The following is a 24,362-nucleotide window of genomic DNA, read 5'->3' on the forward strand; positions in this document are numbered from 1 at the left end:
CTGGTAGCGTCGGCGCACGAGGGGTGGCAGGGGTAGGCACGCAGACAACAGGAAGGCCGTGCGGCCATGTATCTTTCGGTCCTCGGAACGCACGCCGGCATCAGCGGCACAGTGCAGGTTCCCAACTCCAAGTACCACGCCCACCGCGCCCTGATCCTGGCCTCGCTGGCATCCGGCAGCAGCAGGATTTCCGGTCTCACGGATGCCCGGCACGTGCAGTACACAGTGGCCATGCTGCGCCAGCTGGGCACCGGCATTGAGATCGAGGGCGACACATTCGTGGTGCACGGGGGAGCCTACCGGCCGCAGCGGGACACCGTATCGGCGGGGAGTTCGGGAACTACCTTGTACTTCATGGTGGGGCTGGCTGCGCTGGCCGGGCGGGACGTCACAGTGACGGGCCAGAAGTACTTCCAGCGCCGGCCCATCGGGGCACTGCTCGCCGCCCTGCGCGACATGGGCCTGGATGTTTCCTCCACCAACGATTGTCCGCCGATACGGGTCCGCAGCGGCCGCCCGCACGGCGGTGAAGTGCACATCCCCGGAACCCTGTCCCAATGGGTCTCCGGCCTGCTGCTGCTGGCCCCGTTCGCCCGCACGGAAACGACGGTGTTCGTGGACGGCGCTCAGAATGAAAGCAGCTACATAGAGCTGACGATCGCCATGATGCGGCAATTCGGACTGCAGGTCGACGCCGATCCGGACTTCCGGCGTTTTCGGATTCCGCCCAACCAGCAGGCGGTACCCGCGAATCTGCGCATGCCGCCGGACATCGGGTCGGCCGCCTTCGGCGTCGCCGCGGCCGCGCTCCATCCCGCAGACATTACGCTGGCCGGGTTGTCCTCCGCCTCCTCCTCCGGTTCCGACCACCCGGAAGCGGACTTCCTTGACCTGGCGCGTTCCATGGGGGTGCCCCTGGAGCTGGATCCTGCCGCCGGCGCAGTCCGTATCCGGCACGGCGGGCTGCGGCTGCAACCGGTGGAGGTGGACTGCCGCCGCGTACCGGATATGCTTCCCATCCTCTCGGTCATGGCCTGTTTCACCGGCGGCCGCAGCGTCTTCCACCACGTTGACCACGTGCGGATGAAGGAATCAGACCGGGTAGCTGCCATGCTGCAGCTGAACGCGATGGGCGCAGACCTCAGCGTGGAAGGTTCTTCCCTGGTGATCCGCGGTGTGCGCGGCCTGAACGGGTCGGACCTTTCCTCCTTTAACGACCACCGCGTCCTGATGTCCCTTGCCGTTGCAGCCTCCGCAGCAGAGGGCCGCAGCACCCTCACATATCCCAATGCGTATCGGATTTCCTACCCGGAGTACCTGGCCGCCATGACTGCCTTCGGACTGCGCATGGAGGTGCAGGACGGAGTCATCCGCCGTGCGCGCCTGGCCCGTCCGGCGCGCACGGCCCGCGGCAGCAGTGCCCGGACCATCGCCACCCCGGCCGCTGTGGAGGCCGCCGCTGCAGTCACCGGGCCGGATTGGGTGCGCAGGTGGGCTGCGGAACGTCCCAGCGAGACGGCGGTGGTCGACGGCGGTGCCAAGGGATCAGGGCACTTGACCTGGTCGGAGCTGGACACGGCAGCCGACCGTACCGCCGCAGCGCTGCTGGAGCTGGGGGTACAGCCGGGAGACCGCGTGGCCTTCCAGCTGCCCAACTGCAGTGAATTCGTGATTCTCACCGTGGCCTCCCTGCGCATCGGCGCGGTGGCGGCGCCGCTGATGCCCATCTTCCGCGAACGCGAAGTGGCCTTGGCACTGCAGCGTGCACACGCCCGCGTATTCGTCACCCTGCAGGAATTCCGCGGCCGCCGGCCCGCTGCGGAGCTGGCCGGACTGGTCGGGCAACCCGCCCCGGCCGGACCGGAACCGGGCCTGCCCGTGCGGGACGTGCTGGTACTGCGCGCTCCGGGCAGCGCGGATCCCCTCCCCAAGGTCCACGGCGGGCCGCGGTTCAGTGACTGGCACCAGACCCTGGCACAGGCCCGGCCCGATCCCGGCACCCTCTCCCGGTACTCCCCCACGGCGCGCGACGCCGCGCAGCTGCTGTTCACGTCCGGCACCTCCGGCGAGCCCAAGGGCGTTGTGCACCGGCACGGAACGCTGAGCCGGGCCGCAGCCATGGAAGCGGCGCACCTGCGCCTGACCAGTGACGACGCAGTGTTCATCCCCTCGCCCCTGGCGCACCAGACCGGCTTCCTGTACGGCATGTGGCTGTCCTTTGTCCTGGGCTGCCCGCAGATCCTGCAGCCGGTCTGGGACGCGGGACGTGCCCTGCAGCTGATGCACGGCTGGCGCGCCACGTTTGTGCAGGCTGCCACCCCGTTCCTCACGGACCTGGTGCAGGCAGTGGACGCCGGGGCAACAGCTCCGCCCAGCCTGCGCATTTTCGTCAGCACCGGTGCCGCCGTGCCGCGCTATTTGGCCGAACGGGCCACACGCGTGCTGGGTGCCGGGATCTGCGGGGCCTTCGGCACCACTGAAACCTGTTTGGGCACGTTGGCCGCGCCGCAGGACGAACCCGCGAAGGTATGGGGAACCGACGGCCGTCCCCTGGCCGGAGTAAGAACCAGGATTGTTGACGATGACGGTCGGCTGCTTCCGGCCGGTGTCGAAGGAAACTTCGAACTGAGCAGCCCCACGGTCTTTGACGGCTACCTCGACCGCCCGGACCTGACCAAGGAAGTCTTTACCGAAGACGGCTGGTACCGGACCGGCGACACTGCCGTAATGGACAGCGCCGGGTACCTGCGCGTCACCGGCCGGGTCCGGGACATCATCAACCGCGGGGGCGAGAAGATCCCGGTGGCTGAGATTGAGCAACTGCTGTTCCGGCACCCGTCTGTGCTGGACATTGCGCTGGCGGCCATGCCGGACGCACGGCTGGGCGAACGGGCCTGTGCCTTCGTGGTGCCGGTTCCAGGAGCTCCCCTGAGCCTGGCTGACCTCACCGTCTTCCTGGACCGGCACCAGGTGTCCAAGCATTACTGGCCCGAACGCCTGGAGCTGATGGATGCGATACCGCGCAATGCCGTGGGCAAAGTCCAGAAATTCCTCCTGCGGGACATGGCCCGGAACTTCGCCCCGGCAGGCGGGAACGGCCGGGACCCCTCCGTCTCCGGCTGAAGCACCCGGCAAATTAGTGCCTCCCCCAACCAGCAATATGAGCGTTATGAGTGAATCGGAGTCCACAGTGACCAGCACAGCCATCACCGCAGACGGACGGGGCAGCAGCGTCCCGGATTCGGCATACCGGGACCTGCTTTCAGCCGTGACCGCCTGGGTGGAAGGCCCCGGTGAAGCATGGGCGGAGCGCATCGAGTCCACCGGGCGGGTGCCCGATGCCCTGTGGAAGGAACTGCGGGAAGCAGGTTTCCTCTCCCTTGCGGCACCGGCGGACCTGGGCGGGCGGGGCGTGAGCTTCGTCCAGTGGATGGGATTGATGGAAGTCTTCTCCCGTTCGCATGCCTCCATCCGGATGATCGTGCACGTGGTTAACGGCACCTGGCGGGCCATGAACCCGCATGCCAGCGAACCGCAGCGGGAAAAATACCTGCGTCCCGCCGTCGCCGGCGACCTGGTGGTCGCCTTCACGCTCACCGAGCCCGGCAACGGCACCGGCGCCGACATCACCTCCAGTGTGCGGCGGGAGGGCGACACGTACTATCTCACCGGCCGCAAGCACCTGATCACCTTCGGCGTGCGCTGCGACTACTGGCTGTTGTTCGCCCGGCTGGCCGGCACCACCGGGCGGGACGGCACCGTCGCCCTGCTGGTGGACCGGCATGCCCCCGGCACCGTGGTGGAGGACACTTCGGAAACCATGGGCGTGCGGGGCACCGACCATGCCTCCCTGTCTTTCACCGACACACCGGTTCCGGTGGCAAACCGGCTGGGCGCGGAAGGCGACGGGCTGGCCGTGGCCCTGGGCGGCTTCCTGACCCCCAGCCGCATCTCGGTGGCCATGAGCTGCGTGGGCCTGGCCCGGCGCGCCCAGGAGCTTGCAGTCGCCTATGCCCTGGAACGCACCACTTTCGGCCAGCCGCTGGCTGCCCGGCAGGCCGTCGCCTTCGCCCTGGCTGAAAACGCCGCCGACATCGAAGCCGCTCGGGCCCTGACCATGACGGCGGCACAAGCCTGGCAGGACGGCAGCGAGTCTGCCCCCTCGCTGTCCTCCATGGCCAAGCTCACCGCGGTGGACATGCTCACCCGGGTCACGGACAAGGCCCTGCAGGTGCACGGCGGCATCGGCTACTGGAAGAGCATGCCCATTGAACGGGTCTACCGGGACGCCCGTGCCCAGCGGTTCGAAGAAGGAACCAACGAGATCCAGAAGACCGTAATTGCCCGCGACCTGTTCCGCCGCGCGCAGGCACCGGCTGCCGACGACGGCGTCGCGGCCGCCGTCCCCGATCCCGCAGCATCACCGGCCGCCCTGCGCTAATGCCCGCTGCCCGCGTGCCGGAAGTGTCCCTCACCAGGGTCTTCTCCCCCGTTTCCATTGGTTCGCTGCTCCTGCCGCACCGGATAGTGATGGGCTCCATGCACCTGAACCGGGAGGACGACGCCGGTTCCCTCGCAGCGTTCTACCGGGAACGTGCAGCGGGCGGTGCCGCGCTGATCGTGACGGGCGGCGCTGCGGTTAACCGAACCGGTGCCGGCGGCCCCAATTACCTGCTGATCAACGAGCCGGAAGCCGCTGCGGTGCTGGCACCGGTGCTCGACGCCGTCCATGAAGCAGGCGGGCGGCTGGCCCTCCAGCTCTTCCACGCCGGGCGGTACGCCTTCGAATCCACCTACGGACTGCGCCCGGCCGCCCCGTCACAGGTATTCTCCGGTTTCTCCCGGACCATGCCCGCAGAGATGACCGGACCGCAGATCGAGGACACGCTCGCCGACTTCGCTGCCGCAGCGGCCCGGGCCCGGGAACTCGGATTCGATGCGGTGGAGATCATGGGGTCCGAAGGCTACCTGATCAACCAGTTTGCCTCGCCCCTGACCAACCTGCGCCGGGACCGCTGGGGCGGCGATCCTGTGCGGCGGCAGGCCTTCCCGCTGGCGGTGCTGCAGTCGGTGCGCTCCGCCGTCGGCAGCACCTTCCCGGTGATTTTCCGCACCTCGGGCGCCGACTTCGTGGAGGGCTCCAGCAGCATCGGAGAGTCGGCTGACTTGGCCGTTGAGCTGGCCCGGGCCGGAGCCGACGCCCTCAACATCGGCATTGGCTGGCACGAATCCACCGTGCCGTCCGTGCAGGCGATGGTTCCCCACGGCCACTGGATGGGGATTGCCGGCGGCATCCGGGCAGCCCTGGCCGCAGCCGACGTGCCGGTACCGGTGATTGGCAGCAACCGGATCAACTCACTGCCGCTGGCAGAACAGGCGCTTGCTGCCGGCCACGCCGACCTGGTCTCCATGGCGCGGCCGTTCCTCGCCGACCCGGACATCGTGGCGAAGTCCCGGCGCGGAGATGCGCGGCTGGTGAACACCTGCATCGCCTGCAATGAAGCCTGCATTGACCGCTCGCTGGGGGCCGACCCGGTCTCCTGCCTGGTCAACCCGAGGGCCGGGCGGGAGAACTACTTCCCGCTGCTCCGCCGGCGGGAACTCCGAAACAGTGCCGCGGTGGCCGTAGTGGGTGCGGGACCGGCAGGGATGCAGGCAGCAGCCACCTTGGCGGACGCCGGGCACCGGGTGGACCTCTATGAGGAAGCAGATGGCATCGGCGGGCAGTTCCGGCTGGCCGGCCAGGTGCCGGGGAAAGCGGACTTCCTGCAGACCATCCGCTACTTCGGCAACGAACTACCGCGGCTGGGTGTCCGGATCAGGTGCGGGACCGCCCCCACGGCCCCGGTCTTGGCCGGCTACGCGCACGTCCTGCTGGCAACCGGTGTCCGTCCGCGGCCGGTACCGCTGCCCCGTACCGGAAACATCCCCGTACTGGACTACCGCCGTGCCTTTGCCGACGCTGAGCTGCTCGGCAACCGGGTGGTGGTTATCGGGGCAGGCGGAATCGGCGTCGACCTGGCCCGCCTCCTGGTGGAGTACGCCGGGACCGGACCCCGCCGGGTCACCATCCTGCGCCGCGGCGCGCGGATCGGTGCGGGCATCGGCCCGTCAACCCGCTGGGCAGTCCTGCAGGAACTGCGGGAAGCGGGGGTGCGCACCATGGCCCACACCGTTCCCCTGGAACTGCGCTCCGGCGGGCTCCTGGTCCGGGACGAGGCGGGAAACCGGACAGTGCTGCCGGCCGACGCCGTCGTCCTGGCCGCCGGACAGGTGCCGCACAACCCGCTGCAGGGGCACCTCGAGGCGGCCGGTGCACCGTTTACCGTTATCGGCGGGGCACGTGACGCGTCGGGGCTCAACGCCGTGCGTGCCTTCGAACAGGGACTGGCCGCAGCCACGGATCTTATCCGGTCCCTGGCCCGCACCCCGGCGGCGTCCGGAGTTGAAACCCCCGGGTTTAAACGCAGCAGGACCCCGCTGCCATAAGCAACGGGGCCCTGCTAAGAACCGAAAAGGTTCAGGCTAGAACATCAAAATTACTTGATGATCTTGGTGACGCGGCCTGATCCAACGGTGCGGCCGCCTTCGCGGATAGCGAAGCCGAGGCCCTCTTCCATAGCGATCGGCTGGATGAGCTCAACGGTCATCTCAGTGTTATCGCCGGGCATAACCATTTCAGTGCCCTCGGGGAGGGTGATGACGCCGGTTACGTCCGTGGTACGGAAGTAGAACTGCGGGCGGTAGTTCGAGTAGAACGGGTTGTGGCGTCCGCCTTCATCCTTGGACAGGATGTAGACGTTGGCCTCGAAATCGGTGTGCGGGGTAATGGAACCCGGCTTCACGATGACCTGGCCACGCTCTACGTCTTCGCGCTTGATGCCGCGGAGCAGCAGGCCACAGTTCTCGCCGGCCCATGCTTCGTCAAGCTGCTTGTGGAACATCTCGATACCGGTAACCGTGGTCTTCTGGACCGGACGGATGCCGACGATCTCGACCTCGGAGTTGATGGCGAGGGTACCGCGCTCGGCGCGGCCCGTGACAACGGTTCCACGACCGGTGATCGTGAAGACGTCCTCGATCGGCATCAGGAACGGCTTGTCCTTGTCGCGGATCGGGTCCGGCACGTTGTTGTCAACGGCGTCCATCAGCTCTTCGACGGAAGCAACCCACTTGGGGTCGCCTTCCAGGGCCTTCAGGCCCGAAACGCGGACGACGGGAGCGTTGTCCCCGTCGAATTCCTGGGAGCTCAGCAGTTCGCGAACTTCCATTTCCACGAGGTCGAGCAGTTCTTCGTCGTCAACCATGTCGGACTTGTTCAGTGCGACCAGCAGGTAGGGAACGCCCACCTGGCGGGCGAGCAGAACGTGCTCGCGGGTCTGGGCCATCGGACCGTCGGTAGCGGCAACCACGAGGATTGCGCCGTCCATCTGAGCTGCACCAGTGATCATGTTCTTGATGTAGTCAGCGTGGCCGGGAGCGTCTACGTGTGCGTAGTGGCGCTTCTCGGTCTGGTACTCGATGTGCGAGATGTTGATGGTGATACCGCGCTGGCGCTCTTCAGGTGCAGAGTCGATAGCAGCGAAATCGCGCTTTTCGTTCAGATCAGGGTACTTGTCAGCAAGCACCTTCGAAATGGCAGCGGTCAACGTGGTCTTGCCATGGTCAACGTGACCAATGGTGCCGATGTTGACGTGCGGCTTAGTCCGCTCGAACTTTGCCTTCGCCACGGGTTCCTCCTAGAGAGTTAGAAGACTCAATCTCCAGCCGCGCTTTTCGCAACTGAAACTGATGTAAGTCTACTGGGGGCTGTTTATTTGATGAAATTGCCGATTTCCGCAGCAGCCTGGCGAGGCCGCTCAGTTTGGCTATGCGCCCGGTCCGGGCCGAAACCCGGACCGGGCACACACGGCGGGTGTCCCGGCGTAAACCGTTCCACCCTCCAAGTTTTACTCGCCGCGCGTCTTCTGGATGATCTCGTCGGCAACTGCCTTCGGGACCTCGGCGTAGCTGTTGAAGGACATGGAGTACACGGCGCGGCCCTGGGTCTTGGACCGCAGGTCGCCGATGTAACCGAACATGCCGGACAGCGGGACGTGCGCCCGGATGACCTTTACGCCGGCTGCATCTTCCATGGACTGCATCTGGCCGCGGCGGGAGTTGATGTCACCGATGACTTCACCCATGTATTCCTCAGGGGTGCGGACTTCTACATCCATCAGCGGTTCCAGCAGGACCGGGTTGGCCATCCGTGCAGCTTCCTTGAAGGCCTGGCGTCCGGCAATCTTGAACGCCATTTCCGAGGAGTCGACGTCGTGGTACGCGCCGTCAAGCAGCGTGGCCTTGATGCCGACAACCGGGTAACCGGCGAGCACACCGTCAGTGAGGGCGCTCTGGATACCCTGGTCAACGGAGGGGATGTATTCGCGCGGAACACGACCACCGGTGACCTTGTTCTCGAATTCGTAGAACGTGCCGTCGGAAGTATCCAGCGGCTCGATCGCGATCTGGATCTTTGCGAACTGACCCGAACCACCGGTCTGCTTCTTGTGCGTGTAGTCGTGCTTGGCGACTGCACGGCGGATGGTCTCGCGGTAAGCCACCTGGGGCTTGCCCACGTTGGCCTCCACGCGGAACTCGCGGCGCATGCGGTCCACCAGGATGTCCAGGTGGAGCTCGCCCATGCCGGCGATGATCGTCTGACCTGTGTCTTCGTCGAGGGAGACCTGGAAGGTCGGGTCCTCTTCGGAGAGCTTCTGGATGGCCGTGGAGAGCTTCTCCTGGTCACCCTTGGTCTTCGGCTCGATGGCCACGGAAATCACGGGCTCCGGGAAGCTCATGGATTCCAGCACGATCGGGTCCTGCAGGTCGCACAGGGTATCGCCCGTGGTCGTATCCTTCAGGCCGATAGCGGCGTAAATGTGGCCCGTCGTGATTTCCTCGACCGGGTTTTCCTTGTTGGCGTGCATCTGGAAGAGCTTTCCGATGCGCTCCTTCTTCTGCTTGGTCGCGTTCATGACCTGGGCGCCGGAAGCAGCGTGACCGGAGTACACGCGGATGTAGGTCAGGCGGCCGAAGAACGGGTGCGTGACAACCTTGAAAGCCAGGGCGGAGAACGGAGCGTTGGCATCAGCGGCGCGCTCGAGGATGACCTCTTCGTCGCGGATGTCGTGGCCCTTGATGTTCGGCACGTCCAGCGGGCTGGGCAGGTAGTCGACGACGGCGTCCAGCATCGGCTGCACACCGCGGTTCTTGAAGGCAGAGCCGCACAGAACCGGGTAGACCTCGGAGTTGATGGTCAGCTTGCGGATGCCGGCCTTCAGCTCCGCAATGCTGATCTCTTCGCCTTCGAGGTACTTGTTCATCAGTTCGTCGCTGGCTTCAGCAACGGTCTCGACCAGCTGTGCGCGGTACTCTTCGGCCTTTTCCTGCAGGTCTGCGGGGATCGGCTCGATTTCGTACTTGGCGCCCATGGTCACGTCACCCTTGGCGTCGCCGCGCCAGGTCAGGGCACGCATTTCGATGAGGTCAACGACGCCCTCGAATTCGCTCTCGGAGCCGATCGGCAGCTGGAGAACCAGCGGCTTGGCGCCCAGGCGGTTGATGATCGTGTCTACGGTGAAGTAGAAGTCAGCGCCCAGCTTGTCCATCTTGTTGACGAAGCAGATGCGCGGCACATCGTACTTATCGGCCTGACGCCAAACAGTCTCGGACTGCGGCTCAACGCCTTCCTTGCCGTCGAAGACAGCGACGGCGCCGTCGAGGACGCGCAGGGACCGCTCAACCTCGACAGTGAAGTCAACGTGACCCGGGGTGTCGATGATGTTGATCTGGTTGTTGTCCCAGTAACACGTGGTAGCTGCGGAGGTAATGGTGATACCCCGCTCCTGCTCCTGTGCCATCCAGTCCATGGTGGACGCACCGTCGTGGGTCTCGCCAATCTTGTGGTTGACACCCGTGTAGAACAGGATGCGCTCGGTTGTAGTCGTCTTGCCGGCATCAATGTGGGCCATGATGCCGATGTTGCGGACCTTGTTCAGGTCGGTAAGCACGTCAAGTGCCACGGTTTCTCCCTATATTTGGTGTTTGCCGGTTCGACTGCGTTTATCTGCTTCGGGCCCCGCACCCCGCCTAAGCGGAATGCAGGGCCTCGAAGGAGGGGCCGCCGTCGGCCAGGCTTTTTACCAGCGGTAGTGCGCGAAGGCCTTGTTGGACTCAGCCATCTTGTGGGTGTCCTCGCGGCGCTTCACAGCTGCACCGAGACCGTTGGAAGCGTCCAGGATTTCGTTGCGGAGACGCTCGGTCATGGTCTTCTCGCGGCGGGCCTTCGAGTAGCCAACCAGCCAGCGCAGGGCCAGTGCGGTTGCACGGCCCGGCTTGACCTCAACGGGAACCTGGTAGGTGGCGCCGCCAACGCGGCGGGACTTAACCTCAAGGCTGGGCTTGATGTTGTCCATGGCCTTCTTCAGGGCTGCAACCGGATCCTGTCCGGTCTTCTCCTGAGCGCCTGCAAGTGCACCGTAGACGATGCGCTCTGCGGTGGACTTCTTGCCGTCGATCAGAACCTTGTTGATCAGCTGCGTGACCAGCGGGGAGCCGTAGACGGGATCCAGTACGAGCGGCCGCTTGGGGGCCGGACCCTTGCGGGGCATATTACTTCTTCTCCATCTTCGCGCCGTAGCGGCTGCGAGCCTGCTTGCGGTTCTTGACACCCTGGGTATCGAGGGCACCGCGGACAATCTTGTAGCGGACACCGGGAAGGTCCTTCACACGGCCGCCGCGCACCAGCACGATGGAGTGTTCCTGAAGGTTGTGACCCACACCGGGGATGTAAGCGGTTACTTCGATGCCGCCGTTGAGGCGGACACGTGCAACCTTACGCAGAGCCGAGTTCGGCTTCTTCGGGGTGGTGGTGTAAACGCGGGTGCAGACACCACGGCGCATCGGGCTGCCCTGGAGGGCAGGAGCCTTGGTCTTGGAGACCTTGGGTGAGCGGCCCTTGCGGACCAGCTGCTGAATCGTAGGCACTTTCGTGTTCTCCGTTTTTTCTCGAGATAATTCTCTGGTTGCCCCGCCCCGCTGCCGGCTGAAACCAACCAGGGGGCGACGCGCTTAAAGTCGTTGCCGCAATGCCCCGAGAAGTTCCGATACTCTCGCCGAAAGCGACCGTAGGCGTGCAAAAGTGTGGCATTCGTTGCGCAAGAAGCCCGCAACCCGGAAACAGGCCCGCCCATTCCTTCCGGAATGCATTCCTCCGAGTATCTCACCACGGAGGGCACGCGAGCGGCCTTCATCCACTGCCACACAAACAATTGGCTTTCAGTCTAGCAGACTTAAGCGGAGCCGGACGAAAGTGCGGCAGGGATCACATTCTGCTTGGCCCTGTCCCGCTAGCTTTGCGCCGCCAGGGCGGCCGTAATGGTGGCCGACGCCTGCTGCAGGTGCGGCACAACCCTGGCCGCTGCTTCCTCCAGTGTAGGCGCTTCGGTTCCGAGGCCTGCCTGCATGGAGGTGTTCAGCGCAGCCAGCACCTGCCCGCGGGGGTCGAATATCGGTACGGCCACCGAGCGCAGGCCCTGCTCCAGTTCCTGGTCCACAATGGCCCAGCCCTGTTCCCGCACCCGGGCAACCATACTCCGGAGCCGGTCCGGATCGGTCACCGTCCGGTCAGTCAGCGGCCGCAGCTCAACCGTGGCCAGGTACTCTTCGAACCGGTCCCCGGACAGGCCGGCCAGCAGCACCCGCCCCATGGAGGTGGCGTAGGCCGGAAACCTGGTGCCCACGCTGATGCCCACGGTCATCAGCCGGCGGGTGTGGATTCGGGCTATGTACACAATCTCGTTGCCGTCCAGGATGGAGGCGGAGGTGGACTCCGAAATCGCCCGTGAAAGGTCCTCCAGGACCGGTTGGGCCAGCTGGGGAAGGGACTGGCCCGACAGGTAGGAATACCCCAACTGCAGCACCAGCGCCGTCAGCTCGAAGGTCCGCCCGTCGGTCCGCACATAGCCGAGCTCCACCAGGGTGAGCAGGAAACGGCGGGCCGTGGCACGGGTCAGGCCCGTCCGGCGCGAGACGTCGCTGAGCGTCATCTGCACGTGCTCGGCGTCGAACGCGCGGATCACCTGCAGGCCCCGGGCCAGGGACTGGACGTACTGGTCGCTGGCCGGTGCGGTCCCGCTCATTTATCCCCCATGGTGTAGGCCTAGCTGCCGGCGTTGCCGCGAATCAGCTCAATGTCCATTGCTGCGGCCAGTTCCTCGAAGGTGGTGCCGAAGGTCTCGCGGACGTGGACCCCGTCTTCCTTCAGCAGGAAGACCGCCTCATTAGTGTAGACGCGCGTGACACAGCCGACGCCGGTCAGCGGGTAGCTGCATTCCTTCACCAGCTTGCTCGCACCGTCCCTGGTGAACAGGTTCATCATGACGTAGACGTCCTTGGCCCCGGTGGCCAGGTCCATGGCGCCGCCGACGGCGGGGATGGCGTCCGGCGCCCCGGTATGCCAGTTGGCCAAGTCACCGGAGGCAGATACCTGGAAGGCGCCAAGGACGCACACATCCAGGTGGCCGCCGCGCATGACGGCGAAGGAGTCGGCGTGGTGGAAGTAGGAGGCGCCGGGCAGTTCGGTCACCGGAATCTTGCCGGCGTTGATCAGGTCCGGGTCCACCTCGTCACCGTGCGCCTGGGGTCCCATGCCGAGCATGCCGTTCTCGGTGTGCAGGGTGATGTTCTGCTCCGGCTTCAAAAAGTCCGACACCAGGGTGGGCTGTCCGATGCCCAGGTTCACGAAGGACCCCGGGGCGATGTCCGCAGCTACAAGGGCTGCCAGTGCGTTTTTGTCCAGCTTTTCCGTGGTGCTCATGCTGCGGCCGGTGCTTTCTCCCGGTCCACGCGGACCAGGGTGTTGACGTAGATTCCCGGGGTCACGACGGTCTCGGGGTCTATCTGCCCGGTGTCCACTATCTCGCGGACCTGCACCATGGCGTGCTTCGCCGCCGCAGCCATGATCGGACCGAAGTTCCGTGCGGTCTTGCGGTACACGAGGTTGCCGGCGCGGTCCGCCCGCAGGGCCTTGACCAGGGCAAAGTCGGCATGAAGCGGCGTTTCGAAGACGTAGCCGCGGCCGTCGATCATCCGGGTTTCCTTGCCTTCGGCCAGCGGCGTGCCGAAGGCCGTGGGCGTGAAGAAACCGCCGATGCCGGCGCCGGCGGCCCGGATGCGTTCGGCCAGGTTGCCCTGCGGCACCAGTTCCAGTTCAATCTCCCCGGCCCGGTATCGGGCGTCGAAGATCTGCGAGTCGGACTGCCGGGGGAAGGAGCACACGATCTTCTTCACCCGCCCGGCGCCGATGAGCGCTGCCAGGCCCTGCTCCCCGTTGCCGGCGTTGTTGTTCACGACGGTCAGGTTGGCTGCTCCCTGGCGCAGCAGCGCTTCGATCAGTTCCACGGGCTGCCCGGCACGGCCGAACCCGCCGATCATCACGGTGGCGCCGTCGTGTATGGGCGCCACGGCCTCATCTGCGTCCTGGACTATCTTGAGCACGGTGTCTTCCTTACGGTTGAGCGGCGGGGCGGGTCAATTGGCGTTTTCCAGCACGACGGCGAGGCCTTGGCCGACGCCGATGCAGATGGCGGCCACGCCCCAGCGTTCCCCGGATTCCTGCAGCCGGCGGGCCAAGGTGCCCAGGATGCGGGCGCCGGAAGCCCCCAACGGGTGCCCGATCGCTACCGCACCGCCCCAGGCGTTGACGATCCCGGGGTCCACGTCCCACGCATCCAGGCATGCCAGGGACTGGGCGGCAAAGGCCTCGTTCAGTTCCACGGCGCCAACATCGCCCCAGCTGATGCCGGCGCGCTTCAGTGCGGTGTTGGCTGCTTCCACCGGTGCGTAGCCGAAGAACTGCGGTTCATTGGCGGCGGCGCCGCGGCCTGCGATGCGGGCCAGCGGCGCCAGCCCCAGGATCCCGGCCGCACTTTCGCTGCCCACCCAGGCCGCGGAGGCGCCGTCGTTCAGGGGCGAGGCGTTGCCGGCGGTCACTGTGCCGCCGGACGCGTCGTCGGACGCCGGGCGGAAGACAGTGCGCAGGGTGGCGAGCTTCTCCGTGGTGGACCCTGCGCGGATGCTTTCATCCCTGGCCAAGTCCACGCCGTCGACGGCGACGGTCAGGTTCGCGTACTTGCCCTCGTCCCATGCCCGGGCCGCCGAGGCATGGGAGGCGGCGGCGAATTCGTCCTGCCGTTCGCGGGTGATGCCGTACTTCTCCCGAAGCTGCTCGGTGGCCTCGCCCAGGGACACCGTCCATTCCTTCGGCATGGCCGGGTTGACCAGGCGCCAGCCCAAGGTCGTGGAGGCAAGGGCGGCGTCACCGGCGGGATACGGCAACTCGTTCTTGGGCAACACCCAGGGGGCGCGGCTCATGGACTCCACGCCGCCGATGAGCATCAGGTCCGCCTCCGAGGTGTTGATCTGGCGGGAGGCAATCATTGCCGCATCCAGCGAGGACCCGCAGAGCCGGTTGACGGTGGTGCCCGGAATGGAGGTCGGCAGTCCCGCCAGCAGGGCCGCCATGCGCGCAACGTTGCGGTTTTCCTCACCCGCGCCGTTGGCATTGCCGAAGACCACTTCATCGATCCGTTCCGGGTCCAGTTCCGGTGCCCGGGAGACGGCTGCCCGGATCACCTGGGCGGCCAGGTCATCGGGGCGGACGCCGGCGAGGGCGCCGCCGAATTTCCCGAAAGGGGTACGAACTGCGTCGTAGATATATGTCTGGTTCACCGGTGCTCCTTTGAAACGTGCTGCGAAGAAACTGGAATCGGAACGTTCGGACTGTTGGGTCTGGCTCGTTGCGCGGCTACGCCTCGGCGTCGATGTCCCGGAACACGCCCTGCGCCGTCTTGAACGCCGAGTTGGCTGCCGGGACGCCGCAGTAGATGGCGGACTGCAGCACAATCTCCTTGATCTCGTCGCGGCTGAGGCCGTTGCGCAGGGCCGCCCTGACGTGCATGGCGAACTCCTCCAAGTGGCCGTGCGCGATCAGGGCGGTGAGGGTGACGGCGCTGCGCATAGTGCGCGGCAGGCCCGGCCGGGTCCAGATGGTGCCCCACGCGTACTGGGTGATCAGGTCCTGGAAGTCGGCGGTGAACCCGTCCTTGCCGGCGTTGGCACGGTCCACGTGCTCGGGGCCGAGGACTTCCCGTCGGACGGCCATGCCCTCGTTGTACACGTCCTGCCGGCTCTTGTCTCCGTCTGCGATCACGGGCTAGATCCCTTCCAGGTACTGGGCGCCGAAGAAGTCCTTCAGCAGCTGCGCGGTTTGGGCCGGCTGTTCGGCCGGGACCAGGTGGGCGGCCTCGTTGACGACGGCGGCTGTGCCGTTGGTGACACGGTCCGCGATCAGGTCTGCAAACGAGGGCGGCGTGACGGCGTCTTCGGCGCCGGCGACGGCGAGCACCGGCACCGTGATGTCCGGCAGGCGTTCGCGGACGTCGAAGTTGGCGAGAGCGGAGCAGCAGTAAGCGTAGGAGAACCGGTCTGCATCCTGCAGCGAGTGCAGCAGGGCTGCGGCGGCGGCTGGTTCGCGCTCCATGAAGCCGGGCGCGAACCAGCGCTGTGCGGACCCCGTGATTTGCGTGGGGGTGCCCTGGGCGCGCACGGTGTCCGCACGCTCCTCCCAGCCCTCGGCGTCGCCAATCTTGGCACCCGAACACATCACGGCTAGCCCGTCGAACAGGTCGCCGTGGTCCAGGCCCAGCTGCAGTCCCACGGCGCCGCCCAGGGACACACCGGCGTAAAACACCGGGACGCCGGCGGCAATGTCCCCGGAACGGCGGGCACCGCGGACGAGGTCCGCGACGGCCGCCGCCAGGTCGTCGATGCTGAAGCCGTCCTCTGCGGCGGGGCTGGCGCCGTGGCCGGGAAGATCCCAGCCGATAACCGTAAAGGTGTCCAGGGCTGCTGCCGCCCGGTTCCATAGCGGCAGGGCTGCCGTTCCCAGCGAAGGCCCGGCGATCAGCACGGGAGCACCGGGCCCGGTGAGGCGGGTTGCCTTGATGGCGGGGATGCTCATGCGCTCGGCTTTCCGGGGTAGGCGGCGGTGATCCGTTCAATCAGCGCTGCCGCCTCCCCAAGGTATTGGGCGGGGTCGAGGAGGGACAACAGGTCCGCGTCGGAGAGCACCTGCACCGGCACGACGCCGCGCAGCAGCTTTTCGAAGGGCTCCCCGGAGCTGAGCGAGGCGGCAACTGCCTCGGAGATCATCTCCTTGCCGCTTCCCGGCATGCCGTTGCGCTCCATGTGGTCATCGAGCAGCGGCGCCGCAACGGCCATGATCTTCTCGCTGACCACCAGGGGCCCGGCACTGTCCAGGTTCCGAGCCAGCGCCCCGGTGTGCACCTGCAGCCCCTCGGCCAGTTCAGCCAGGTGGGCGGCCGCTCCCCCGGCCAGGCGCAGCATGGAGCGCAGGGCCTGCCACTCCACGTGCCAGGACCCGCTGGGACGCTCGTCGTCTGCTGCCGCCGCGGCGGCCTGCAGCTGCACCCCGTGGCCAGGCGCGGCCAGCGCGGCGCTGCGGATCAGGACGGACAGGACCGGGTTCTGCTTCTGCGGCATGGCCGAGGAACCGCCGCGCCCGGCGGCACGGGGTTCGGATACCTCGCCGATCTCGGGGCGGCTGAGCAGCAGGACGTCGTTGGCCATTTTCCCGGCGGCAGCGGTGAAGTCCTGCAGGGCGTTGCCCAGGGCGGTGACGGGAAGCCGGTTGGTCTGCCACGGCGCCACGGGGTGGGACAGCCCGAGCGCGTCAGCAAGGCGTTCGGTGAGGTCGAAACTGCTGATCCGTCCACCTTCGGGCTGTGCGCCGGCAGCCGCCGTGGTGAGGGCAGCGAGGGTACCCGAGGCACCGCCCCACTGCAGGGGCAGGGCAGCGGCCGCGGTGCGCAGGTTCGTGGTGGCCTGCCCGACGCCGTGCAGCCACTGGGCGGCGCGCAGGCCGAAGGTTGACGGCGTCGAATGCTGGGTCAGGGTCCGGGCCACGCACAGCGTTGCGGCATGCTCCCGGGCCAGGTTTCCCAGCCCTGCGGCGGCGCGGTCCGCGTCGGCCGCAATGACGTCCAGTGCGCGGCGGGACATCAGCATCAGCGCGGTGTCCATAACGTCCTGGCTGGTGGCGCCGCGGTGGACTGCGGCGGCCGCTGCAGCTCCCCCCGGCCCGGACCGCACCCGTGCGCGCAGGTCGGCCAGCAGCGGTATTACCGGGTTCCCGCCGCCCTGGGCACGCACGGCCAGGGACGCGGCGTCGTACTGGGACGCGTCACTTGCCTCGGCCACCGCTTCGGGAGCGGAGGGGCCGGCCCGGCCGGCGGCGGCCAGCACCCGCACCCATTCCAGTTCAACATCCAGGAGGGTTTGGAGCAGCTGCCGGTCTCCGGTCAGCTCCGCCGCGGGCGTCCCTGCCCAGACCGGCGCGAGCAGCCCGTAGTCGGCGCTCTGTGCAGCATCCATGCCTAGGCTCCCGGGTAGGTCAGGAAAACGGTTTCATTCTCGCCCTGGAGGCTGACGTCCCAGCGCAGCCCGCCGTCCGCTTCACGGGTGGCAATGAGCGTACGCCGGCGCTCCTCGGGGAGCGAGGACAGCAGGGAGTCGCGGGCCAGGGCCGCTTCATCGTCCGGCAGGTACATCCGCGTGTGCAGCTTGTTCAGAAGGCCGCGGGCAAAAATGACAACGGAAATAAAGGGCGCGGAGCCTGTCTCGGCAGGACCGGGATTCACCGTGGTGAATGTGTAGTTTCCGGCATTGTCCACCGCCGTGCGTCCCCAGCCGGTGAAGGTGTACCCGTCACGGACGAGCGAACCTGCGCGCTGCGCAATGTTGCCCGCGGCGTCGGCCTGCCAGATTTCCAGCAGGGCGTCGGGAACGGGGTCCCCTGCGCCGTCCGTGACCGTGCCCTGCAGCCGCACACTGCCGGGCATGCCCGGCGCCGCCAGCTGGTTGTCCTTCTCGAAAGGGAGGGCGTAGCCGTAGAACGGCCCGATAGTCTGCCCGGGCGTGGCCGTCAGCTTCTGCTCGCTCATGGTTGTGCATCCTCGTCTTCCATCCACGTGCGGTTGCTGCCGCTGAGCACAATGTCCCAGTTATAGCCGGTAGCCCATTCGTGGGCGGTGATGTTGTGGTCATACGTTGCCACCAGCCGGTCCCGGGCCAACTGGTCGGTAATGGACTGGTAGATCGGGTCCAGCGCAAAGAGCGGATCGCCGGGGAAGTACATTTGGGTAATCATCCGCTGGGTGAAGTCGGTGCCGAAGAGCGAGAAATGGATGTGCGCCGGCCGCCAGGCGTTGTGGTGGTTTTTCCACGGGTAAGGTCCGGGCTTGATGGTGGTGAACTCGTAGAACCCGTCATCCGTGGTGAGGCAGCGGCCCACACCGGTGAAGTTCGGATCCAGCGGCGCCGGGTGCTGGTCCCGTTTGTGGATGTAGCGCCCGGCGGAGTTGGCCTGCCATATTTCCACCAGCTGGTTCCGCACCGGCCGGCCGTCGCCGTCGAGGATGCGGCCGCGCACGATGATCCGCTCCCCCATGGGCTCGCCGTTGTGCTGGATGGTCAGGTCACTCTCCAGCGCGTGGACGTCCTGGTGCCCGAAGGCCGGGGACCACAGTTCAATGGTTTCCGGATCCACATGGCGGGGATCCTTGGTGGGGTGGCGCAGGAGGGAACTGCGGTAGGGAGAGAAGTCCACGCGGGGTTGGGTTTCCTCCGCGGCGCCGTCGTCCAGCGTTTTGCCGTAGGCCGCGTGGATACTGCCGATCTCGGCCGAGATTTGGTCCTGGGTGGCCTCTGCAGCGTCCGGTTTTTCAACGACATGGCTGTTCGAGAAAAGATCCTCTTCCATTTCCATGGTTTTCCTTTCGGTGGAACGCACCGTCGCGCTCCGGCTATTCTCCAAGCATCCACGTGGTGGGGACCACACTACACTGTCTGTTCACTTCAAGTACAGGTGTTCGCAATGCGAACGGGTTAGGCGTTGGGCCAGCCGGTGTACGCCTCGGCGAGATAGGCGCTGCCGTGCCGGGAGCCGACGACGCCGCCCAGTTCACCCAGCGCACGCTTGCGTTCGAACGGGCCGGCGTCAGCCCGCGTGTGCAGCATGGACGTCATCCAGTAGCTGAAGTTCTGCGCCCGCCATACCCGCTGCAAGGCCTTGTCACTGTAGCCCTCCAGCAGATCCCGCGAGCCGGTTGCGTAGAAGGAATCGACGGCTTCGAAGAGGACCCGGACATCGGCCAGGGCCAGGTTAAGCCCCTTGGCACCGGTGGGCGGGACAGTGTGTCCGGCGTCGCCGGCAAGGAACAGGTTCCCGTACCGCAGCGGTTCGCAGACGTAGCTGCGGAACTTCAGCACGGACTTGTCGAAAATGGATCCGCGCTGCAGCCCAAAACCGTCCGGGCCGTCTACCCGGGCCTGCAGTTCATCCCAGATCTGCTCTTCGCTCCATGCCGCCGGATCCTCGTCCGGATCACACTGGAAATACATCCGCTGCACGGTGTCCGAACGCTGGCTGATCAACGCGAACCCGCGGTCGGAGTTGGCATAGACCAGCTCCGGGGCGCTGGGCGGAGCAGCGGTAAGGATTCCGAACCAGGCGAAGGGGTACTCGATGAAGTTGTCCGTGCGTGCCTCGGCGGGAATGGAGCGCCTGCAGATCCCGCCGGAGCCGTCGGAGCCAACCAGGATGTCGCAGTGGATCTCGTACCCGGTCCCCGCCGCATCGGTGAAGCGGATCTTGGGGACGTCCGTGGCCAGGTCCGCCACGGCGGTGTCAGAGACGCCGTACCGGACGTCGCCGTTGTCCCGGGCCCGGGCCGCCGCCAGGTCGGTGAAGACCTCGTTCTGCGGGTACAGCCAGACGGACTCCCCCACCAGGTCCTCGAAGTCGAGGCGGTGGCTTTCGCCGCCGAAGCGCAGGTCGATGCCCTCGTGCCGGGTGCCCTTATCCAGGACCCCGCTGCCCACGCCCGTCTCGGTAAGCATCCGGACGCTGCCGTGTTCCAGGATGCCGGCCCGGTGGGTGGTGCGGATGGTTTCGTGGTCCCGTTTGTCCACCACTATGGAGCCGATGCCGGAGGTGGAGAGCAGATGCGAGAGCATCAGCCCGGCCGGGCCTGCGCCCACTATGCCGACCTGCGTCTTGAGGATAGTGCGCCCTGCGCCCATTGATTACTCCCTTGGAATCTTGTAGCGGACACTACCTCCAAGTGTGGCTGCGGGCACACGGGAGAGCCAAAGTGGCTCCCCCGTACAGCGCAGCTCCGGGTTAAACGCGGCAGGTCCCGCACCCTTGAGGGTGCGGGACCTGCCGTTAGTGCGCGCTTTCCTTAGCGGAAGTCGCTGCCCATGTCGTAGTCATCCAGCGGGATGGCATGGAACTCGGGGCTCAGGCCGCCGTCGACTCCGGCGTAATCGAAGTCGCTGAAGGCGCTCGGGCCGGTGAACAGGTTGGCCTTTGCTTCTTCGGTCGGCTCGACAGTGACCTCGGTGTAACGGGGCAGGCCCGTTCCGGCCGGGATCAGCTTACCGATGATGACGTTCTCCTTGAGGCCGAGCAGCGGATCGCTCTTGCCTTCCATGGCGGCCTGCGTCAGGACGCGGGTCGTTTCCTGGAAGGAAGCTGCGGACAGCCAGGACTCGGTGGCCAGGGAGGCCTTGGTGATACCCATCAGTTCCGGACGGCCCGAAGCAGGCTTCTTGCCTTCCGAAACCACGCGGCGGTTCTCGCTTTCGAAGCGGCGGCGTTCGGTCAGCTCACCCGGGAGCAGATCGGAGTCGCCGGACTCGATCACGGTCACGCGGCGCAGCATCTGGCGGACAATGACCTCGACGTGCTTGTCGTGGATGCCCACACCCTGGCTGCGGTACACGCGCTGGACTTCGTCCACCAGGAACTCCTGTGCCTTGCGCGGGCCGAGGATACGGAGGATCTGCTTGGGATCCACCGCACCGAAGACCAGCTGCTGGCCAACCTCGACGTGGTCGCCGTCGGCAACCAGCAGGCGGGCACGGCGCAGGACCGGGTACGCGATTTCCTCGGAGCCGTCATCGGGAGTGACAACCAGGCGCATCTGGCGGTCGGTCTCTTCGATGGTGACCCGGCCCGCGGTCTCGGAGATCGGAGCAACGCCCTTGGGGGTACGTGCTTCGAAGAGCTCCTGGATACGGGGCAGACCCTGGGTGATGTCCTCAGCGGAAGCAACACCACCGGTGTGGAAGGTACGCATGGTCAGCTGGGTACCCGGCTCACCAATGGACTGTGCGGCGATGATGCCCACGGCCTCGCCGATGTCCACGGTCTTACCCGTGGCCAGGGAGCGGCCGTAGCAAAGTGCACAGGTACCGACGGCGGACTCACAGGTGAGTACGGAGCGGACCTTGATGTCGGTGACACCGGCTTCGAACAGCTTCGCGATCAGCACGTCGCCAACATCGTCGCCGCCCTTGGCCAGGACGTTGCCCTGGTCATCGGTGACGTCGGTGGCCAGCGTACGGGCGTAGGCCGAGTTCTCGACCTCTTCGTGCAGCTGCAGTTCGCCGTTGGCATCCGGAACCGCGATGGTCACGTTCAGGCCGCGCTCGGTACCGCAGTCTTCCTCGCGGACAATAACGTCCTGGGAAACGTCCACCAGGCGACGGGTCAGGTAACCCGAGTTGGCGGTACGAAGGGCGGTATCGGCAAGACCCTTACGGGCACCGTGGGTGGCGATGAAGTACTCCAGCACCGACAGGCCCTCACGGTAAGAGGACTTGATCGGGCGGGGGATGATCTCACCCTTAGGGTTAGCCACCAGGCCGCGGATACCGGCGATCTGCCGGACCTGCAGCCAGTTACCACGGGCACCGGAGGACACCATGCGGTTGATGTTGTTGAATTCGGGCATGTTCGCCCGCATTGCAGCAGCAACCTCGTTGGTGGCCTTGTTCCAGATGTCGATCAGTTCCTGGCGGCGCTCGTCTTCAGCGATCAGGCCCTTGCCGTACTGGCTTTCAACCTTGGCGGCCTGGGCTTCGTAGCCTTCCATAATGGCCGGCTTGTCGATCGGAGCCGCGATGTCGGAGATGGCGACGGTAACGCCCGAGCGGGTGGCCCAGTAGAAACCGGCGTCCTTCAGGTTGTCCAGCGTGGCAGCCGTAACGACCTTCGGGTACCGCTCGGCGAGATCGTTGACGATCGCGGAGAGCTGGCCCTTGTCCGCAACTTCCGGCACCCACGGGTAATCCGCAGGCAGCGTCTGGTTGAAGATGACCTGTCCGAGGGAGGTTTCGATGAGGGCAGGAGTGCCCTCTTCCCAACCTTCCGGAGCGGGCTGGCTTGCGCTGGGGACAAAGCCGTCAACACGCATCTTCACCAGCGAGTTCAGGTGCAGCTCGCCCATGTCGAAGGCCATGATGGCTTCCGACATCGAACCGAACACACGGCCTTCGCCAACAGCACCGGGGCGCTTGGTGGTGAGGTGGTGCAGGCCGATGATCATATCCTGCGAGGGCAGGGTGACCGGGCGGCCGTCGGACGGCTTCAGGATGTTGTTCGAGGACAGCATGAGGATGCGTGCTTCAGCCTGGGCTTCGGGGCTCAGCGGCAGGTGCACTGCCATCTGGTCACCGTCGAAGTCAGCGTTGAAGGCGCCGCAGACCAGCGGGTGCAGCTGAAGGGCCTTGCCTTCAACAAGCTGCGGCTCGAAGGCCTGGATGCCGAGGCGGTGCAGGGTGGGTGCACGGTTGAGCAGCACCGGGTGTTCGGTGATGATCTCTTCCAGTACGTCCCAGACCTGCGGACGGAAACGCTCGACCATGCGCTTGGCGCTCTTGATGTTCTGGGCGTGGTTGAGGTCAACCAGGCGCTTCATCACGAACGGCTTGAAGAGCTCCAGGGCCATCTGCTTGGGCAGACCGCACTGGTGCAGCTTCAGCTGCGGGCCAACCACGATGACGGAACGGCCGGAGTAGTCAACGCGCTTACCCAGCAGGTTCTGGCGGAAGCGGCCCTGCTTGCCCTTGAGCATGTCGGACAGCGACTTCAGCGGACGGTTGCCCGGTCCGGTGACCGGACGGCCGCGGCGGCCGTTGTCGAACAGGGAGTCAACAGCTTCCTGAAGCATGCGCTTTTCGTTATTCACGATGATCTCGGGGGCACCGAGATCCAGCAGGCGCTTCAGGCGGTTGTTGCGGTTGATCACGCGGCGGTACAGGTCGTTGAGGTCGGACGTCGCGAAACGGCCGCCGTCGAGCTGGACCATCGGGCGCAGTTCCGGCGGGATGACCGGGACGGCGTCCAGGACCATGCCCAGCGGGCTGTTGGAGGTGGTCAGGAATGCGTTGACAACCTTCAGGCGCTTCAGGGCACGCGTCTTGCGCTGGCCCTTGCCGTTCTGGATGATGTCGCGCAGGTTCTCCGACTCGGCCTGCATGTCGAAGTCTTCAAGACGCTTCTTGATGGCTTCGGCACCCATGGAGCCTTCGAAGTACAGGCCGTAGCGGTCCCGCAGTTCGCGGTAGAGGCCTTCGTCGCCTTCCAGGTCGCCGACCTTGAGGTTCTTGAACCGGTCCCAGACCTGCTCGAGGCGCTCGATGTTGTTGTCGGCATCGCGGCGGACCTTGGCCATCTGGCGGTCGGCGGAGTCCCGGGCCTTCTTCTTGTCGGCAGCCTTGGCGCCTTCGCCTTCCAGGCGGGCAAGCTCGCCTTCGAGGTCCTTGGCGATGGCAGCGATGTCGGAGTCGCGCTGGTCGACGAGGTGCTTGCGCTCCAGGTCGTGCTCGGCCTGCAGGTTCGGCAGTTCGGCGTGGCGGTTCTCTTCGTCAACCGAGGTAATCATGTAGGCAGCGAAGTAGATGACCTTCTCGAGGTCCTTCGGTGCCAGGTCCAGCAGGTAGCCCAGGCGGGAGGGGACACCCTTGAAGTACCAGATGTGGGTCACGGGAGCGGCGAGCTCGATGTGGCCCATCCGCTCGCGGCGGACCTTGGCACGGGTTACCTCGACGCCGCAGCGCTCACAGATGATGCCCTTGAAGCGCACGCGCTTGTACTTGCCGCAGTAGCACTCCCAGTCACGGGACGGACCGAAGATCTTTTCGCAGAAAAGACCGTCCTTCTCCGGCTTCAGGGTTCGGTAGTTGATAGTTTCCGGCTTCTTGACTTCGCCGTAAGACCAGCCACGGATTTCATCCGCGGTGGCAAGGCCGATTCGCATGAGGCCGAACGTGGAATCGTTGGACATGGGTCCCTGTTCTCTCTTGTTCTCTAAATCTGAATGTCTCGGGTGCGGAAAAGACTGAAGGTGACCCACCCTGCGTCCGCCGGACGGTTCGGGTTAGGCGGCTTT

18 protein-coding genes are annotated in these 24,362 nt (G+C 66.0%); 3 read left to right on the top strand and 15 right to left on the bottom strand.

Annotation, left to right across the window (positions count from 1 at the left end; translation table 11 throughout):
- Window positions 1-66 precede the first annotated feature (66 nt).
- The 3 genes from aroA to QNO06_RS13225 are packed head-to-tail and all read left to right on the top strand — an operon-like array spanning window position 67 to window position 6,489.
- The gene (gene aroA / locus QNO06_RS13215) at window positions 67-3,123 is read left to right on the top strand and encodes a 3-phosphoshikimate 1-carboxyvinyltransferase (RefSeq protein ID WP_227912800.1); all 3,057 of its coding nucleotides are present in this window, start codon (window positions 67-69) and stop codon (window positions 3,121-3,123) included.
- A gap of 46 nt (window positions 3,124-3,169) precedes the next feature.
- Window positions 3,170-4,441: an acyl-CoA dehydrogenase family protein gene (locus QNO06_RS13220; protein WP_227912799.1), complete on the top strand. Its 1,272-nt coding sequence runs from the start codon at window positions 3,170-3,172 to the stop codon at window positions 4,439-4,441.
- Window positions 4,441-6,489, top strand: coding sequence for an oxidoreductase (locus QNO06_RS13225; RefSeq protein WP_227912798.1), 2,049 nt, complete (start codon window positions 4,441-4,443; stop codon window positions 6,487-6,489). The genes QNO06_RS13220 and QNO06_RS13225 overlap by 1 nt, the downstream gene beginning before the upstream one ends.
- Window positions 6,490-6,539: 50 nt before the next feature.
- Here the strand turns inward: QNO06_RS13225 and tuf are convergent, their stop codons facing one another.
- From tuf to QNO06_RS13300, 15 genes are all read right to left on the bottom strand, one after another.
- Window positions 6,540-7,730, bottom strand: a complete 1,191-nt coding sequence (gene tuf / locus QNO06_RS13230; RefSeq protein WP_227892319.1) for an elongation factor Tu — start codon at window positions 7,728-7,730, stop codon at window positions 6,540-6,542.
- A gap of 219 nt (window positions 7,731-7,949) precedes the next feature.
- A complete protein-coding gene (fusA, locus tag QNO06_RS13235; protein ID WP_227912797.1) occupies window positions 7,950-10,064 on the bottom strand; it encodes an elongation factor G in 2,115 nt (704 codons plus the stop codon).
- Window positions 10,065-10,181: 117 nt separating this feature from the next.
- Window positions 10,182-10,652 (bottom strand): 30S ribosomal protein S7, encoded by a 471-nt coding sequence (gene rpsG / locus QNO06_RS13240; RefSeq protein WP_227903869.1) that lies wholly within the window; start codon window positions 10,650-10,652, stop codon window positions 10,182-10,184.
- A gap of 1 nt (window position 10,653) precedes the next feature.
- Complete coding sequence (gene rpsL, locus QNO06_RS13245) at window positions 10,654-11,028, bottom strand: 30S ribosomal protein S12 (RefSeq protein WP_104052742.1); 375 nt, start codon at window positions 11,026-11,028, stop codon at window positions 10,654-10,656.
- 362 nt (window positions 11,029-11,390) lie between these two features.
- Window positions 11,391-12,182 (bottom strand): IclR family transcriptional regulator domain-containing protein, encoded by a 792-nt coding sequence (locus QNO06_RS13250; RefSeq protein WP_227912796.1) that lies wholly within the window; start codon window positions 12,180-12,182, stop codon window positions 11,391-11,393.
- Window positions 12,183-12,202: 20 nt separating this feature from the next.
- Window positions 12,203-12,859 (bottom strand): 3-oxoacid CoA-transferase subunit B, encoded by a 657-nt coding sequence (locus tag QNO06_RS13255; protein WP_227912795.1) that lies wholly within the window; start codon window positions 12,857-12,859, stop codon window positions 12,203-12,205.
- A complete protein-coding gene (locus tag QNO06_RS13260; protein WP_227912794.1) occupies window positions 12,856-13,539 on the bottom strand; it encodes a 3-oxoacid CoA-transferase subunit A in 684 nt (227 codons plus the stop codon). The genes QNO06_RS13255 and QNO06_RS13260 overlap by 4 nt, the downstream gene beginning before the upstream one ends.
- Window positions 13,540-13,572: 33 nt before the next feature.
- On the bottom strand, window positions 13,573-14,772 hold the full coding sequence (locus tag QNO06_RS13265; protein ID WP_227912793.1) for a thiolase family protein: 1,200 nt from the start codon (window positions 14,770-14,772) through the stop codon (window positions 13,573-13,575).
- 76 nt (window positions 14,773-14,848) lie between these two features.
- Window positions 14,849-15,253: a 4-carboxymuconolactone decarboxylase gene (gene pcaC, locus QNO06_RS13270; RefSeq protein ID WP_227912792.1), complete on the bottom strand. Its 405-nt coding sequence runs from the start codon at window positions 15,251-15,253 to the stop codon at window positions 14,849-14,851.
- A gap of 3 nt (window positions 15,254-15,256) precedes the next feature.
- On the bottom strand, window positions 15,257-16,063 hold the full coding sequence (locus QNO06_RS13275; protein ID WP_227912791.1) for an alpha/beta fold hydrolase: 807 nt from the start codon (window positions 16,061-16,063) through the stop codon (window positions 15,257-15,259).
- On the bottom strand, window positions 16,060-17,496 hold the full coding sequence (locus tag QNO06_RS13280) for a lyase family protein (protein ID WP_227912790.1): 1,437 nt from the start codon (window positions 17,494-17,496) through the stop codon (window positions 16,060-16,062). Before QNO06_RS13280 ends, QNO06_RS13275 begins: the two co-directional genes overlap by 4 nt.
- 2 nt (window positions 17,497-17,498) lie before the next feature.
- Window positions 17,499-18,065: a protocatechuate 3,4-dioxygenase subunit alpha gene (pcaG, locus tag QNO06_RS13285; RefSeq protein WP_227912789.1), complete on the bottom strand. Its 567-nt coding sequence runs from the start codon at window positions 18,063-18,065 to the stop codon at window positions 17,499-17,501.
- Window positions 18,062-18,883, bottom strand: coding sequence for a protocatechuate 3,4-dioxygenase subunit beta (gene pcaH / locus QNO06_RS13290; protein WP_227912788.1), 822 nt, complete (start codon window positions 18,881-18,883; stop codon window positions 18,062-18,064). The genes pcaG and pcaH overlap by 4 nt, the downstream gene beginning before the upstream one ends.
- A gap of 125 nt (window positions 18,884-19,008) precedes the next feature.
- Window positions 19,009-20,205, bottom strand: a complete 1,197-nt coding sequence (locus QNO06_RS13295; protein WP_227912787.1) for a 4-hydroxybenzoate 3-monooxygenase — start codon at window positions 20,203-20,205, stop codon at window positions 19,009-19,011.
- Between the two features lie 161 nt (window positions 20,206-20,366).
- Window positions 20,367-24,257: a DNA-directed RNA polymerase subunit beta' gene (locus tag QNO06_RS13300; protein ID WP_227912786.1), complete on the bottom strand. Its 3,891-nt coding sequence runs from the start codon at window positions 24,255-24,257 to the stop codon at window positions 20,367-20,369.
- Window positions 24,258-24,362: the final 105 nt, after the last annotated feature.

Source organism: Arthrobacter sp. zg-Y20 (assembly GCF_030142075.1).
Taxonomy (GTDB): domain Bacteria; phylum Actinomycetota; class Actinomycetes; order Actinomycetales; family Micrococcaceae; genus Arthrobacter_B.